The following is a 14,857-nucleotide window of genomic DNA, read 5'->3' on the forward strand; positions in this document are numbered from 1 at the left end:
AATAAATAATGAGTAATAGGCAATGAGTAATTGTTGTCTGTTCTTTGAATACAGCCTCGGAATTTCGGTTTCGGGGCTTTTTTGTGGTGATAGGCGGATGCGAGGTTCAGGATGCGAGTTGCGGGGATTAGAGTTCAAGGTTTAAAGTTACGGGTATCCAGAATACACTTTTACTCCTCCGATACTCAATACTCAATACTCAATACTCAATTCCCCACAACTCTCTAACCCTCCTACTCTCCAACACTCTAACTCCTAATACCTAACTCCTCATCCCTACAATCCGCTACCTGCTACCTAACATCTTTTAACAAACTTTACCGATATTTTACGATTTTAAATGTCCTGTTAGGAATAATTATTGATTTTCTGTTATTATACACCCCAAAATAAAATAATATGAAAAAGTTATTGCTAACAGCCGTCGGAATAGGAATATTTGCAGTGAGCTGTGGAACCAAAGAATCGACAATGTCAACAAGTAGCAGAGATTCAGCAACAGTAGACAGTACCCAAAAAAGTATACCGCCTACAACTACTGATACGATGACTAAAAAAATGACGAATCCTGATACAATCAAGATCAAAAGGGATTCTATGGCAACGTCTCCTGTCAAATAACATGTATATACGTTTAATTTAAAATGGAAAATCTGCAGATGAAAGCGCTGCAGATTTTTTTATTGGATAACCATATAAATATAGGATATTGAAATTGTGGCTTGAAAAGGCGCTTATTCCATGTTTTTGACTACAGTTTGTGATTATATATTATTTCTAACGGCGGGCTAAAACCCACCCCTATTGAATCCAAAATTTAAAGGAACATCTTTTATCTTTTATCTTTTATCTTTTATCTTTTATCTTTTATCTTTTAATCCTTATATTTGATTAACATCAACAATCAAAATTAACTATTATGAGAAAATTATGGATAGGAGCAGTTCTTGGACTTCTTTTCCTTGGAAGCTGTGCTCAAAACAAAGAAAAAAGAGAAGAATATAAAGATGCTCACAATAAAGATTCCTTAAGAAACAGAATGGGAGATTCTGCTGTAGCGAATTCAATCCCTTCCCCGGATTCTTCAAAAGTAAAAACCGACAGTACAAAAGTTAAATAAAATCACAAATCCACAGACGTCTGTGGATTTGCACTTAAAAAAACTTGACTGAAAAAAAACCGGGCAATCAACCCCGATTATAGGATATGGCAGATATTCTGGTCAGAATATTTCCTTAAAAAATTTAAAAAATGGGAATGGCAGTTTCTCTTATAATGATCTTAGTTCAAAAATGAAATAAAAGTGATAAGCTGTAACAGAATTGTTGTGTACTTTGAAACTGCCACAAAGATATAATAGCAAAGGGTTCCTTTAAAATAATAGGTTGTTCATTTTCGTGAAAATAGCAATATAGAATTGAATAAAATGTCCTTTTTTAATCATTTTCGGGAAAATGACTATTTTTTATCTGACCGCGTTTCACCATCCAGATATTTGATGTAAGCTGATGGAGAATAGTCTGTGACCGCCTTGAATACCGCAGCAAATTTGCTGTGGGAAGAGAATCCGCATTCATCAGCAAGGATACTTATTTTATACTGTCTGTACTTCTCATCATTGATTAGTTTGTCTACAATATAGTTGATTCTTAAACGATTGATATACGTTTTAAAATCTGCATTTTTATGCTGATTGATAACATAAGAAAGATATTTTGTATTGGTGTTCAATTCTCCGGCGAGAAAAGATAGGGACATGCCTTTATTGTTATAAAGATTACCTTTTTCAAAATCCTCAAGCAGTTCCAGCAGTTTTGATTCTGTTTCCGGGGTCATCAGAGAGTCATTCCTTCTTCGGTCTGTCTCGGAGTCTTTTTCATCAATTTCTTCCACAAAAATATTGGAAAACTCAGAATCACCAGATTGTTTTAAAGGATAGTGTGTCCTCTTACCGATCATGTTCAACTGAGTTCTGATGATATTTCTAAGCTTTGACCGCTGTTTTTTCTGTTTCCTTCTGATAAAAAGAAACAGACCAACCAATGAAATGGACAGAATGACAATAGCTGCATTCTTCACTCCATTCATCTGCGCATTTTTTTTGTTATCTTTTCCTTTGGGGTTTTCAGAATCTTTTATGGCAAAACTCTGATTGCGGGCTGCAATACTGTCATAGGCACGCACATATTTTACTGCATATAAAGAAGCCTTGAAATTGTCTCCTATTCCTTCATAATAATCATTAATATTGGAATAAACTGCTTTTTTAAGTTTAAGACTTCGGGAAGTATCGGCAATTTTTTCTGCTTTTTTAAGATACAGTTCAGCATCTTTCCAGTTTTTCTGCTTCAAACGGATTCCTCCCAGGCCATTATAAACCAATCCCAGCGTACAATTTCCATTTTTCAGCAAACGTTCTGCTTTTCGATAATAATCTTCAGAATCAGAATAATTACTAAGTTTGAAATAGACATCTCCCAATAGTTGATAAGATGCCGCTGCCGTTCTGTTTTCATTATAACTGCTGATCTTTTCAAAATATTTCAGTGAGGATTCGATGTGTTGTATGGCATTAGGATAATCCCCTATCTCCATTTCATAAAAAGCCATTTCCTGATTCAGCAGTCCTGCGGCTTCATTACTTTTCTGAAAATCGGTGATCCGGGCTGAAGCCTGCAGCCCTTTTATAATATATTTTTTGGATCTTTCGTATAACCCTACCTGTCTATATTGTCTCGCAAGTAGTCGGGTCACCACAGCCATCCATTCAGGATCATTAATCTTATTGATTACCGAATGGGCATTTTCACTGTAACAGATTGCTTTTTTAAGCTCACCTGCATGATGGTACAGCTCTGAAGAAAGGACAAGACATTTTATTTTCTCTGATGGCTTTTGTGCCTTCATATAGAGAGAATCTGCAGTTTTGATCGCTTTGGGTAAATCTTTATAGGCTGTAACAGAAGAAGTCCTTTCACAGATAAGATCAAAGTTATTTTTTTTCTGGGCGAATATGGGAATTGCTGTTGCCAGCAAAAACAAAAATTTCAAAAGACTTTTAGACATAGAAAAACAAATTATTATTTTCATTTTATAATAATTCATCATTGATTTCACGGAGTGTCTTTTTGTTTTTTACAAAACTAGTGATATTTTATTTTTTATTAAAATATTATATTGAAATTTAATCATTTAACCAAAAACATCAATTTGTATTAATTTTAATAATAAGACAGAAATAATACATGGTTTTCTTTAATATAAACTGATTTCTGTTTTAAAACCAAAATTCCTGTATAATTATTTTTAATATGGACGGCTCAGGTGTCGTCATATTTATTACATTTGCATGGAATAAAAAGTTTTTATGAAAAAAATAGCCATACTTTCCTCAATCTTTATAGGGATCCTAGCCTGGGCACAGGGAATTAAATTTGAAGAAGGCAATTTTGCCTCCATTCTTGCCAAAGCAAAAAAAGAAAAAAAACTGGTCTTCATTGATGCATATGCTTCATGGTGCGGACCTTGTAAACTGATGGTTAAAAATATTTTCCCACTTCAGTCTGTAGGTGATTACTATAATTCCCACTTTATCAATGCTAAAATTGATATGGAAAAAGGAGAAGGAATTGAGCTGGCCAAAAAATATAATGTAAAAGCATTTCCTACTTACCTGTTTATTGACGGAAATGGTGAAGCTGTACACAGAACTTTAGGATATGTGGAAGAAAAAGACTTTATCCAGTTTGCAAAAGACGCGGAAGATCCAAACAAAACACTTACTTCTCTGAAACAGCAGTTTGAAAAAGGGGAAAAAGATCCTGAGTTTTTAAAGAATCTTGCAGGCCTTACTATGTATAACGATGCTGAGTTTGCCGGGAAAGTTCTTAACCGTTACTTTCAGCAGAAAACAATTTTAGATCAGGAAGATATCCAAATGCTTCTTTCAGGAGTACAGACTACAGACAGTCCTTTATACAAAATTTTTCAGGATAAAAAGGCTGATATCGTTAAGTTCTTTCCGGAAGATAAATACGAAAAGTTTGAGAAAAATATCAAGCTGAATACCATTTCTAAAAAAGCTTATAATGCAGAGACTAAAAAATGGGATGACAGTTATTTTATGGCTGAAGCTCAGAAATTTCTAAGCAAAGAAGAGGCCGACAAGATCTTAAAAAGAATGAAAGCAAACAGGGCTTTAAAGAATAAAGATATTCCTGAGTATGAAAAGCTGATCCTTGATATCTACAAAGATTATTCTGCAGCAGGTTCTGAAGAACTGAACTCTCTTGCATGGAACTTCTTTGAAAATGTGAGCAATAAAGCTTCTCTGGAAAAAGCCATTGCATGGGCGCAGGAATCTGTAAAGAAAAACCAGAACTTTGCCAATACAGATACTTTAGCCAATCTTTACAATAAGGTAGGTGACAAGAAAAATGCAAAAATATGGGCTGAAAAGTCTATTGAACTGGCAAAAAGCACAGGACAGGATTCTACAGACACAGAAAAATTATTGAAGAGTCTTTAAGAGTTATTCTAATCATAAAACAAAACCCCGCAGAACTCCCGTTCTGCGGGGTTTGTTTTTTTAAGAAAGTGCTTAATTCTAATTATTATATACCAGAATCTGCATCTTGGTAAGCATTGCTTCGGTATCACCATTATATCCGGCAAAAGTGGAAGGAACTACATTTACACTTGCTGTACCAACCCAAGAAACATACTGAACCTTGAACGTATATGTTCCTGAAGACAGGCTGACAGATTTTAAAAAAGTAACAGGAACAGGCATATTTACTAATCCTCCCGACAAACCACTATTAGAGAAAATACCTGCTTTAGAGACATAAGCAGACGAAATTTTAGTTCCATTCTGCAAAAGCGTGAAAACCCCCTGAGAAGTTGTTCCTGAGGATATATCAAGGGCATAACCTATAATCGTAAACAAAAAGGTTTGCGTTTTTCCTGCCGGAACAGTTACTGTATAGGTAACTCCCGGTACATCTATTGTTTGTCCTGCATTAGCACTGGCAGTAGTAGTTCCCTGTACATAATAAGCGCCGTTAATAGTTCCGCTTATTGTATTTAGGGTTTGCCATGAAGGAGCGGCTGCTGGTCCATTAGAAGTTAAAATCTGACCGGTGGTTCCTGCAGAACCTGCTGTTGTGGCATTTCCTCCTACATTGATTTCATTGACCACTTGTAATGATCCGTTAACGTGCAAAGTTTTCTGAGGAGTCGAAGTTTCTATCCCAATTTGGGCAAACGAAAATAAAGGAACTAAAAAAGCCCCAGATAATAAATAGTTTTTCATGTTTTGTTTTTAGAATTTTTAATAAAAGTAAAATTACAAGAAAAAACAATCAAATCATCCTAATAATAATGAATATTCTCAATTAAAAATGATAAAATATCTTATAAGTTCTATACTCTTCGCAAGTTTAAAAATCAACAAAAAAAAATACAACATATTGACAAGCAAAGAATAAAATCAACTACTATGATCACAATAAAAAATATATAATCTTTTACAAAAGAAAAACCATAAACTAAAGTTTATGGTTTTTGATTTATTTTGTCTTGTTATGCATTACCTAAATCAATTAATTAAAAATCAACCAATTAGATAAAATCAATTAAAAAAACTGCCTAATTTATTAAATGATGAAAAATTAAAAATTAAACAAAACACTCCCCCAGGTGAATCCACTTCCAAATGCTGAAAGAAGTACAAGGTCACCTCTTTTTATTTTTCCCTGTTCTATCGCTTCACTCAAAGCAATAGGAATAGAAGCAGCGGTTGTATTTCCGTATTTCTGAATGTTGTTGAAGACTTTCTCATCCGGTAATCCGAATTTTTCCTGTACAAACTGGGCAATTCTCAAGTTCGCCTGGTGCGGAATAAACATATCAAGATCTTCAACCGTCTTTCCGGCTTTGTTCAAAGCTTCCATCATGGTTTCGGGGAATCTTGTTACCGCATGCTTGAATACGAAGTTTCCGTTCATGATCGGATATACTTCTTTGTTCGTTACATTTTCAGGATCTTTTCTCATTCTGTCGCTCCATCCGAATTTTGAACCCGGGAACTGGGTACAAAGATCGTCAGCATATTTTCCTTCAGAATGCATATTCATTGCTAAAATATCTCCTGCATTCTCATCTTCTGATGCAGAAAGAACAATTGCTCCTGCCCCATCACCAAAAATAACAGAAACTCCTCTACCTTCGTCAGAAAAGTCCAATCCGAAAGAATGAACTTCTGCTCCTACCACAAGAATATTTTTATAAGTACCGGATTTGATGAATGCATTGGCCACACTCATAGAATATACAAATCCTGAACATTGATTTCTTACATCCAATGCTCCGATCGTATCACATCCCAGCATGTCCTGAAGCAGGACACCACATCCCGGAAAATAATAATCCGGTGAAAGCGTTGCAAAAACAATGTAATCAATATCTTTTGAGGTAAGACCAGCATTACGGATGGCTTTTTCCGCAGCTTTAAAACCTAGATAAGCGCTGGTTTCCTGAGAGTCATATCTGTTTTTTCTGTGTCTTCTTTCCTTGATACCTGTTCTTTCCGTAATCCATTCGTCATTGGTAGTCATTAGTTTTGCTAAATCATCATTTGTAACAACGTTATCTGGAACATAAAATCCCACACCTTTTATTGTACTTTTAATCATATAGTTTTTTAATTTTGGCAAAGATAAAACTTATTTAACACATAGTTTTTCAAAATATTAGTATTTTTACTTTATGCCAATTGATACGATATACAGAACCTCCCAGTGCGAATGGGTAGATGTAGAGGCTCCTACTTTAGAAGACCTGAAATTTCTTCATGAAAGATATGAAATCAACAACCTTCTTCTGGAAGATACGATGGATCCTAATCACCTTCCGAAATATGAAGAAGACGGGAATGTAAAATTCTTTTTACTCCGCGAAAGTACAGAGCTGGAAAGAAAGAATTTGAATACCATCAGTGATATCAGTACCAAGATTGGAATTTTTCTGGTTGAAAATACCATTATTACCATCCACAGGATGAAAACCAGAAGTATCACAGAGACCAAGAAAAAAGTCTCCCTCATTCAGGAAGATGTTACTCCTCAGCAAATCACCCTTATGATTGCTATCCTGATTATGAAAAGTTTTGATGATGAATCTTTAAGTCTGTTCGAAACGATGGACAATATAGAGAATGAAATTTTTCTTAAAAACACGAATCATACCAGCCAGATCCGCCGTCTTTACAAACTGAAACGAAAATCAGGATTGAATTCCCGTGTACTGGTAATTTCTACAGATGCTATTGATAAATTTAAACTCTTGAATTTACAGGACTCAGAAATTGTCGATTTGAAAGACAAACATAAAGATGTAGTTGCCGATTTTGATCATTTAAACATTCAGATTACCAACCTTATCTCCATGTTCCTGGCACTTTCGGACCAAAAAGCCAACCAGGTGATGAAGGTGTTGGCCATTTATTCTGTTTACTTTTTACCAATCACTTTCATTGCCGGAGTTTACGGGATGAATTTCGATAATATGCCTGAGCTTCATCATAAGTATGGATATTTTATAACATTGGGAGCGATGGCTACTGTAGTAATCAGTACATTTATTTATGTAAGGCGAAAACAATGGTGATTCATTTTTATATCAATATAAAGACACAAGGATTTTAATAATCCAATTGATGATCTTTGTCTTTTACCGGCATACCCTCAAAACAAAATACCATGACTACCGAAAACCTCAACAAAATTCTGGAAGATCCTTCTCTTTCACAAGCATCCAAAGATAAATTGCTTGCCTTACACGGGAATATAGCTGCCAAAGAATTCTCTGATCTTCTGGATCAGTCCGGTAATCAGTATATAGAGTTTGTACAAGAAGGTGGCGGTGTCTGGGGAAGTGCACTGGTAGGCTATCTTTATGGTCTGGAAATATTCGGAATCCGTTTTCTGAAAGTAGCAGGAACGAGTGCCGGAGCTATTAATACCATGCTTATTGCAGCCTGCAAAACCAAAGAAGAACCTAAAAGTGAGCTGATCAAGGATATACTTTTCAGCTGGAATTTTGCAGATTTTATGGATGGGAAAACATATGTAAAGACGACCCTTCATGCGATGCTGAACAATAAAGATTTTTTTAAGATCAATGCTATCATTGCGGTCATTCTCTTCATTATTCTGCTGAGCATTCCTTTTCTGGCTCCTCCTACAACCATACTGAACGCCAAACTAATGTTCCTGATTCCATTGATTCCGGCTGTCATCCTCTTTTTCTGCATCCAAAAACTGTATAATAATTTCAGGAAAGAAAACAGCGGACTGAATCCCGGAAATGTTTTTCAGAATACCATGCAAAATGCTCTGGATCAATTTGGAATAAAAACAGTTGCCCATCTTAACGAAAAATTCATTCAGAAAGAAAAAGACCTTAATCTCAGCTACCGCTATGGGAACGGGCAGGAATATTATCTCATGGCTTTGCAAAGCATTGAAAAAATTAAAGTCAAAAATCAGGAACATATCGACCAAACCCGATACAGAATTTTCTACGAAAGCGCCGTCAATAATGATTATTATAAAAACAATCCGTTTTACCTTCTTTCCTCAGAATATGTGGTTATTACCACTGATATCAATGCTAAAATTAAGGTAGAACTTCCTACGATGGCCAATCTCTACTGGTCCGAAGAGGAACTGAAACACATCAGCCCGGCTGAATTTGTAAGAGCCTCTATGGCGGTACCTTTTTTCTTTGAACCTTTCCAGAAACAAATTAACAGAAACGATGATTCTGTAAAATATGCCTGGAGGTATTGGATGAATACCCAACCGGAAAATATAAATCCGGCAGGAGTTTTCATTGATGGCGGCAGTATCTCCAACTTCCCTATTGACCTTTTTCACGCGGATGAAGTTTTTTATCCGAGAATGCCTCTTTTTGGGGTACAGCTAACCAGTGATTCTGCCATTCATTCTGAAAAAGGAAAAACCAGTGAAGAAATCCTTACAACACCGTTCAGCTACGCAGGGAATATCATCAGTACCCTGAAAGGGTTTAATGATAAAACATTCCTTACCAAACATACTTTTTATAAGCTATACAGTATACAGACCGTTAACTGTGGGACCAGCAGCTGGCTGAATTTCTTTATGAAAAGAGAAGAAAAGGAAGAACTCTTCAACAGAGGTTTTCAGGCTGCCCTTGATTTTCTCAACACATTTGATTGGGAAAAGTACAAATATGAAAGAATGATGCTTACGATGAAGGAGAAAAAAATACTCAAAGAAGAGGATACGCCTACGGTGGGATAAAGATTTCAAGTATTTTTCTTTGTATTAAAAAAAATACATACAAAAGTAAGTTGAACCCGTTTTAATTCAAGTTCAACTTTACTTTTATTCAGTTATAAATTATCCAGAAAATCCAGATACATCGGAACACTTCTGTTGATCCATTCATCGGAAGAATCTCTTTCAATTCCATAATACACAAAAGGTTCTTTATAATTGGCTTTTATATAATCGAAAGTCAGTTCATAAGGTCGGAAAAGTTCATTCATCGTGTATTTATATTCCCCTGTTTCAGAATATCCATCTTCATCTATTCCTGCGGTAACAGCCAGTGTCATTTTCTTTCCGGCCAGTTTGAAACCGCTGTTGCTTCCATACGCCCAGCCATACAAAACCACTTCATCCAGCCATTGTTTTAAAAGCGGCGGACTGCTGAACCAGTAAAAAGGAAACTGAAATACAATCTTGTTATACGATTCCATCAGCTTCTGCTCTTCTGCCACATTGATTTTTCCATCAGGATAAGCTTCGTACAGTTGATGAACCGTGTATTTCTCAGGATATTTTTTTAACTCTTCGATCCATTTTTTATTGATCACTGATTTTTCAATATCAGGATGCGTCACAATCACTAATGTTTTCATTATGTCTAAATTTCTATCACAAAATTACAACACGTTACTTACATTTCGTACATTAGCAACCTATTGTATGGTACTATAAAAAATGTAAGTAATGACTAAAATAAAGGAAACCTCAACCAATTTTGCCAATAAAAAAGCACTTGCTGATGAATGTCCGGAAATCTATGCTTCCAATATTATCGGAGGACAGTGGGCATTGGCAATATGCTGTTATCTGATCAATGGAAAAATGAGATTTGGAGAACTTAGGAAAAAGCTTCAGAACATTACCGAACGTATGCTTACCCTTCAGCTTCGAAGGCTGGAAGAGGACAAAATCATCACCAGAACCGTGTATGCCGAAGTTCCTCCACGGGTAGAATATGAGCTAACAGAAATAGGCTATAAACTGAACACCATTATCCTTGAGTTTGAAAAATGGGGCAAAGAACATAAAGATTTGATGAAGGAGACATCAAAGAATGATTAAAATAATGAGACTCTTACGGAATACACAATGTATGCATAATGTCAAACAGTTCTATATGTAATTCCGTAGAATCCAGGCTTATTAATTGAAAGAATAGTTGTATTCTACTTCCCCTCAACCTCTTTCCACAAAGGCTTTTGAGCCAATACTTTCGAGTGTACAGGACAGGTTTCATGATGGGCTCCTTTCAGATATCCGGTGCTCATAAGAAATTCGTTTACAATTTCTCCACCTGTAAATTTGAATGTTTTTTTGAAAAGCTTCATCCATTCCTGCAAAGTCAGTGGATGATGATGCTCCAGCCATTTTTCAAAGGATCCAAATTCCTTTTGTAATTCAATGATTGTTTTAGCATTTTCAATGGCAGCATTTACCTTTAATTTATTTCTGATAATTCCAGGGTCACTCAACAGCCTTTCACGGTCTTCTTCTGTATAAACCGCTATTTTCTGAATATCAAATTGGTCATAAGCTTTTCTGAAACTGTCTTCTTTTTTCAGAACCGTTTCCCAGCTTAATCCTGCCTGATTAATTTCCAGAATCAGTCTTCCAAACAATTCATTATCATCATGGATAGGAAATCCGTAGTGGTTATCATGGTAATTTTTGTGCAGTTCTTTTCTGCTCTCAGGCTGCATTCCTTCTATTGCTAAACAGTAACTCATTTCTGTATATTTTCTATTTTGTAAACTTTCTGACTGTAAAGATAAAGCAGGATTGTGACAACTGTTCGTCAGTAGTGTTTTAATTTTTAGATTTAACAGCCGTAAAAAAAGTTTTATAACTTTCTGTCCAGAGAAATTTAGTAGTTTAGAAGACTCAAAACAATTACCATGAAATTACTGTTTTCCCTTCTTTTGATGATAGGTTCAATGTTCTGTAAAGCACAGAATTTGTATTCTAAAGCTTATGGAGAACCTACAAACCCTTCTGTCATTTTTATCCATGGCGGGCCGGGAGGAAATGCAACTTTATTTGAGGGGACTACCGCGCAAAAACTTGCCGACAAAGGATTTTATGTCATTGTTTATGACAGACGCGGTGAAGGACGTTCAAAAGATGCAAGTGCAACCATGACATTTAAAGAAAGTTTTGAGGATTTAAAAGGTATTTATTCCGCTTATAACATCAAAAAAGCCAATATTATTGCTCACAGTTTCGGCGGAATTATCGGAACTCTGTTTACGGAACAATTTCCTGACAAGGTAAAGTCACTCACCCTTGCAGGCGCTTTATTTACCCAGCAGGAGACCTATAACCATATTCTTAAAAAGGCAAAAGAGCATTTCCAAAATGATTCTGTGCAGCTAAAAGAGATTTCAGCAATAGAAAATCTGGATAAAAATTCCGCAGCCTACAGAAAAAGATGCTATGAAACGGCAGGAAAACTTGGCTTTTTTGACATGCCCAACCCTACTCCAGAAAGTGAAAATCTGAGAAAGAAATACCTTACAGGAGAATTTTATAAAAACAATATAAGAAACCCCAACTCTCCTCTTACATTTTATCAGAATGAACCTTTAAATAACCTTGACAATACTACAGTTCTAAAAGATATCCGAAAGAAAGGAATTCCTGTTTTTGCCATATATGGTAAGAATGACGGTATATTTTCAGAAAAACAACTTAATGATCTTAAAAATATTGCCGGAAAAAGAAACTTTAAACTGATTGATAACTGTTCTCATTACTTATTTGTAGATCAGCAGGATCATTTTTTGGAATTTATTAAGCTTACATTGAAATAAAGCGTAGTTTTGTAATTATGCCCAGTTCAGGACTTCATATGAAAACTTATAAAGGTGTCATTACGATGCTTATATTGGTGTTTTCGCTGTCTCCGTGCTCAGTCAAAAGAAATGTCCTTGATATTTTTGACATTCAGTACATCAGCGGGCTTAATAAGGTAAAAACAACCTCATCGCTCTCTTTCAGCTGTGATACCGCTTTTGCTTCTTCAGAAACTGCAGTTTCAAAAACCAAAATTCAAAACCAGTACCATAAGTTTTTATCTGGTTTTAATTCAGCTACGGCCAATCTTTTTGAAGAAAAAGCTTTTCTCAATAACTATTCCGGGCATTTTACCGGGAACAGCCCTCCGAAATATATTCTGTTTAAAAGACTGAGACTTCATCTGGTTTAAACTTTTTTAAGTCAGATTATAAAAAACAGTTTTTTACAACACAATATTAATTTCAATGAAACATACCTTAAACAGCCAGTCTTCAGACATGGCCGGATTATATACTTTATCCCTCCGTATGGTTATCGGATGGACCTACTTTTCAGCGTTCTGGCGCCGTCTCATCCTTGAAAACAAACTTATTCCCGACGAAAAAGGATATATCGGGGAAAAATTCAACCATTTTTTACCCAATGCACTTGGAATAAAACCTGTTATTGAATATCTGGTGACTCATCCTGATGCTTTACAACGCTCCATGATGATTTTTACGATTATTGAGGCAATTGTCGGATTATTCATCATCCTCGGTTTATTTACCAGGCTGATGAGTATTGGCATTTTCAGCCTTGCTCTCGGGATTTTATTAGGTTCCGGCTGGCTGGGAACAACCTGCCTTGACGAGTGGCAGATTGGTGTATTGGGTGTAGCCGGTGGATTTGTCATGTTTCTCACAGGAAGTGGTCCTTATTCTCTGGATCATTATTTCATGAAAAACAACAAAAAATTCACTCAAAAAAGATGGTTTCAATGGCTTGGCTCAGGAAATTTTCCTGTGTCAGATCCAAAGGTTTTTGTATTGGCGGGCTCACTCATCATATTTGGGTTAACACTTTTTACCAATCAGTATTTTCACGGAGGTGTGTGGGGAACACTGCACAATAAATCGGTAAAACCGAAGCTGGAAATTTCAAAAATCTCTCATCAGCATTCAAAATTAACGTTTGAAGTTTACAGAACAGAAGGTGCTGATGTGTATGGCTCTTTTCTGATAGGGATTCATATCCTCGACAAAAACGGAAAGATTTTAAAGGAACTGGATCATAAAGAACTTGCCGGAATTCCTAAAGAGGATATTCAGAATCATTATGTTGCCAAAGTGAAACCGGGAAAACACAGTCTGATAATTCCCTTAGGAGCAAAAGCTGATGTAACACTGAATATTGATGATATTTTCCAAAAAAATGATATCCACAGTCTGAAACTGATTGATGTGAGTGGTATTGAATGGATAGAAAGGATTGATTAGCGATGCGGGGTGCGAGACACGGGTTTCATGTTGAGGCTGAATCTTATCCCTGATTTAGTATAGAGAAAGCGGACTAAAGTCCGCTCCTATTGAATGCTGCCTGTACAATTTTCAGGTACTATTTTTGTTGAAGGCTATTTTTCTGTAACCATGACATGATAGCTGCACTTGCTGTCCGGATCAAGTCTGAGTACTTTTATCTCAAGTAAAACATCCAGTCCCATAGTGTCGCAAATGCCTTGTATAAAAGGTTTGATGACTGGCCATTTCAACAGACCTGCAATTTGCAGGCTATGGGTGATTTTGTGGTAACGGTCTACTCCTTTAATGAGCAATTCGCATTTGTAGTCATTTAATTCTTTAAATTCAAAATTATATTCAGGACTGGATGTAAAAACTGCTCCCATCAATATTTTTGCAACAGCCGGAATTCCAGGCTGCAGATTGGGTTTTACTTCAAGATTCCTCAGTGTCATTCTTGATCCCAGATCGTACATAAAAGTACTGGAAATCTGTTCAATAGCTTCAGCTCCGTAAAGTTTTCCAATCTGTTTGAGCATGCCTCCGTAAAAAGCCCCTGTAATATCAGAGAGGCGCTGGGTAAGCTCTGTAAAAGTTCCGGGAAAGAAATCTGCAATAAGCTGAGCCTGATTCATTTCAGGAAGATAGACATCATTTTTTCTGAAATCTGATAATGCCGCGTAAGTTTCCGGCAGTTGAATTTGATTCATATATAATAAGTTATTAGTGGCTTGAGATCATGATTTAGCTAAATAATAAAACGGAATACAATACTTCATACCGTTTTCGGATATTGGGAAATTGCCTTTATGAACTATAAAAAGCAAGAGAAGGACAGCCAGGTCTTTCAATTCAATAACTGGAAATCAGATAAAGTGTGATACAGCATTCCGGCAAATCCTTTTTGAATGGATTATTACAAGGTGAGGGAATTTATTCATATTTTTTTCATTTGGTGATGTAAAGCTAGAAAAAATAAATAAACTCTCCAATAAGTGATATTATTTTTTATTTAACAAAATGAAAACAGAAAGTATTGTTTATTATCATGTTAAGGCAGATACAACAAAAAAAGACCTTCGAAATTCAGAAGGTCTTTTTTAAAATCTGTCTCGTCCTGAAAAAGGTTGACTAAAAAACCATAAAATTAGTCACCCTTATGAATCTAAAAAAACCATCGTCCCC

15 protein-coding genes are annotated in these 14,857 nt (G+C 35.8%); 9 read left to right on the forward strand and 6 right to left on the reverse strand.

Annotated features, from left to right (window positions below; translation table 11 throughout):
- Positions 1-399 precede the first annotated feature (399 nt).
- Both AC59HC_RS17995 and AC59HC_RS18000 read left to right on the forward strand, forming a co-directional pair.
- Positions 400-621 (forward strand): cytochrome C551, encoded by a 222-nt coding sequence (locus AC59HC_RS17995; RefSeq protein ID WP_202839012.1) that lies wholly within the window; start codon positions 400-402, stop codon positions 619-621.
- A 298-nt stretch (positions 622-919) separates the two neighbouring features.
- On the forward strand, positions 920-1,120 hold the full coding sequence (locus tag AC59HC_RS18000; protein ID WP_110011430.1) for a hypothetical protein: 201 nt from the start codon (positions 920-922) through the stop codon (positions 1,118-1,120).
- Positions 1,121-1,458: 338 nt separating this feature from the next.
- Here the strand turns inward: AC59HC_RS18000 and AC59HC_RS18005 are convergent, their stop codons facing one another.
- The gene (locus AC59HC_RS18005) at positions 1,459-3,066 is read right to left on the reverse strand and encodes a tetratricopeptide repeat protein (protein ID WP_496559104.1); all 1,608 of its coding nucleotides are present in this window, start codon (positions 3,064-3,066) and stop codon (positions 1,459-1,461) included.
- 301 nt (positions 3,067-3,367) lie between these two features.
- Here AC59HC_RS18005 and AC59HC_RS18010 point away from each other — a divergent pair, with 301 nt between their 5' ends.
- A complete protein-coding gene (locus AC59HC_RS18010) occupies positions 3,368-4,528 on the forward strand; it encodes a thioredoxin family protein (protein ID WP_496559105.1) in 1,161 nt (386 codons plus the stop codon).
- A 78-nt stretch (positions 4,529-4,606) separates the two neighbouring features.
- On the opposite strand, the gene AC59HC_RS18015 is transcribed toward AC59HC_RS18010, so the two are convergent.
- Together AC59HC_RS18015 and AC59HC_RS18020 are read right to left on the reverse strand one after the other, a co-directional pair.
- Entirely contained in the window at positions 4,607-5,314 is a 708-nt protein-coding gene (locus AC59HC_RS18015) for a hypothetical protein (protein ID WP_202839004.1), read from the reverse strand.
- 358 nt (positions 5,315-5,672) lie between these two features.
- Positions 5,673-6,695 carry a 3-oxoacyl-ACP synthase III family protein gene (locus AC59HC_RS18020; protein WP_202839002.1) on the reverse strand — a complete coding sequence of 341 codons (1,023 nt, stop codon included), beginning with the start codon at positions 6,693-6,695 and terminating at the stop codon, positions 5,673-5,675.
- 73 nt (positions 6,696-6,768) lie between these two features.
- Between AC59HC_RS18020 and AC59HC_RS18025 the strand changes: the two genes are divergently transcribed.
- Together AC59HC_RS18025 and AC59HC_RS18030 are read left to right on the forward strand one after the other, a co-directional pair.
- Positions 6,769-7,668, forward strand: a complete 900-nt coding sequence (locus AC59HC_RS18025; protein ID WP_202839000.1) for a magnesium transporter CorA family protein — start codon at positions 6,769-6,771, stop codon at positions 7,666-7,668.
- Positions 7,669-7,760: 92 nt separating this feature from the next.
- Positions 7,761-9,347: a patatin-like phospholipase family protein gene (locus AC59HC_RS18030; protein WP_496559106.1), complete on the forward strand. Its 1,587-nt coding sequence runs from the start codon at positions 7,761-7,763 to the stop codon at positions 9,345-9,347.
- Between the two features lie 92 nt (positions 9,348-9,439).
- Here AC59HC_RS18030 and AC59HC_RS18035 read toward each other — a convergent pair whose 3' ends face one another.
- Positions 9,440-9,970: an NAD(P)H-dependent oxidoreductase gene (locus AC59HC_RS18035; RefSeq protein ID WP_496559107.1), complete on the reverse strand. Its 531-nt coding sequence runs from the start codon at positions 9,968-9,970 to the stop codon at positions 9,440-9,442.
- Between the two features lie 91 nt (positions 9,971-10,061).
- On the opposite strand from AC59HC_RS18035, the gene AC59HC_RS18040 reads away from it, so the two are divergent.
- On the forward strand, positions 10,062-10,439 hold the full coding sequence (locus AC59HC_RS18040) for a winged helix-turn-helix transcriptional regulator (RefSeq protein WP_411413962.1): 378 nt from the start codon (positions 10,062-10,064) through the stop codon (positions 10,437-10,439).
- Positions 10,440-10,543: 104 nt separating this feature from the next.
- Here AC59HC_RS18040 and AC59HC_RS18045 read toward each other — a convergent pair whose 3' ends face one another.
- On the reverse strand, positions 10,544-11,104 hold the full coding sequence (locus AC59HC_RS18045) for a DNA-3-methyladenine glycosylase I (RefSeq protein ID WP_343644189.1): 561 nt from the start codon (positions 11,102-11,104) through the stop codon (positions 10,544-10,546).
- A gap of 168 nt (positions 11,105-11,272) precedes the next feature.
- Here AC59HC_RS18045 and AC59HC_RS18050 point away from each other — a divergent pair, with 168 nt between their 5' ends.
- From AC59HC_RS18050 to AC59HC_RS18060, 3 genes are read left to right on the forward strand one after another with little or no spacing between them, the layout of a single operon-like run.
- On the forward strand, positions 11,273-12,187 hold the full coding sequence (locus AC59HC_RS18050; protein WP_496559108.1) for an alpha/beta hydrolase: 915 nt from the start codon (positions 11,273-11,275) through the stop codon (positions 12,185-12,187).
- A gap of 17 nt (positions 12,188-12,204) precedes the next feature.
- Complete coding sequence (locus AC59HC_RS18055) at positions 12,205-12,582, forward strand: hypothetical protein (RefSeq protein WP_343644186.1); 378 nt, start codon at positions 12,205-12,207, stop codon at positions 12,580-12,582.
- Between the two features lie 55 nt (positions 12,583-12,637).
- A complete protein-coding gene (locus AC59HC_RS18060; RefSeq protein WP_496559109.1) occupies positions 12,638-13,651 on the forward strand; it encodes a TQO small subunit DoxD in 1,014 nt (337 codons plus the stop codon).
- Positions 13,652-13,785: 134 nt separating this feature from the next.
- Here the strand turns inward: AC59HC_RS18060 and AC59HC_RS18065 are convergent, their stop codons facing one another.
- Entirely contained in the window at positions 13,786-14,382 is a 597-nt protein-coding gene (locus tag AC59HC_RS18065; protein WP_343644183.1) for a hypothetical protein, read from the reverse strand.
- Between the last annotated feature and the right edge of the window lie 475 nt (positions 14,383-14,857).

The organism is Chryseobacterium sp. DZ-32 (genome assembly GCF_059587025.1).

Coding starts and splice junctions, on each gene's coding strand:
- AC59HC_RS17995 (WP_202839012.1), top strand. CDS start 400: ATGAAAAAGTTATTGCTAACAGCCGTCGGAATAGGAATATTTGCAGTG.
- AC59HC_RS18000 (WP_110011430.1), top strand. CDS start 920: ATGAGAAAATTATGGATAGGAGCAGTTCTTGGACTTCTTTTCCTTGGA.
- AC59HC_RS18005 (WP_496559104.1), bottom strand. CDS start 3,066: ATGTCTAAAAGTCTTTTGAAATTTTTGTTTTTGCTGGCAACAGCAATT.
- AC59HC_RS18010 (WP_496559105.1), top strand. CDS start 3,368: ATGAAAAAAATAGCCATACTTTCCTCAATCTTTATAGGGATCCTAGCC.
- AC59HC_RS18015 (WP_202839004.1), bottom strand. CDS start 5,314: ATGAAAAACTATTTATTATCTGGGGCTTTTTTAGTTCCTTTATTTTCG.
- AC59HC_RS18020 (WP_202839002.1), bottom strand. CDS start 6,695: ATGATTAAAAGTACAATAAAAGGTGTGGGATTTTATGTTCCAGATAAC.
- AC59HC_RS18025 (WP_202839000.1), top strand. CDS start 6,769: ATGCCAATTGATACGATATACAGAACCTCCCAGTGCGAATGGGTAGAT.
- AC59HC_RS18030 (WP_496559106.1), top strand. CDS start 7,761: ATGACTACCGAAAACCTCAACAAAATTCTGGAAGATCCTTCTCTTTCA.
- AC59HC_RS18035 (WP_496559107.1), bottom strand. CDS start 9,970: ATGAAAACATTAGTGATTGTGACGCATCCTGATATTGAAAAATCAGTG.
- AC59HC_RS18040 (WP_411413962.1), top strand. CDS start 10,062: ATGACTAAAATAAAGGAAACCTCAACCAATTTTGCCAATAAAAAAGCA.
- AC59HC_RS18045 (WP_343644189.1), bottom strand. CDS start 11,104: ATGAGTTACTGTTTAGCAATAGAAGGAATGCAGCCTGAGAGCAGAAAA.
- AC59HC_RS18050 (WP_496559108.1), top strand. CDS start 11,273: ATGAAATTACTGTTTTCCCTTCTTTTGATGATAGGTTCAATGTTCTGT.
- AC59HC_RS18055 (WP_343644186.1), top strand. CDS start 12,205: ATGCCCAGTTCAGGACTTCATATGAAAACTTATAAAGGTGTCATTACG.
- AC59HC_RS18060 (WP_496559109.1), top strand. CDS start 12,638: ATGAAACATACCTTAAACAGCCAGTCTTCAGACATGGCCGGATTATAT.
- AC59HC_RS18065 (WP_343644183.1), bottom strand. CDS start 14,382: ATGAATCAAATTCAACTGCCGGAAACTTACGCGGCATTATCAGATTTC.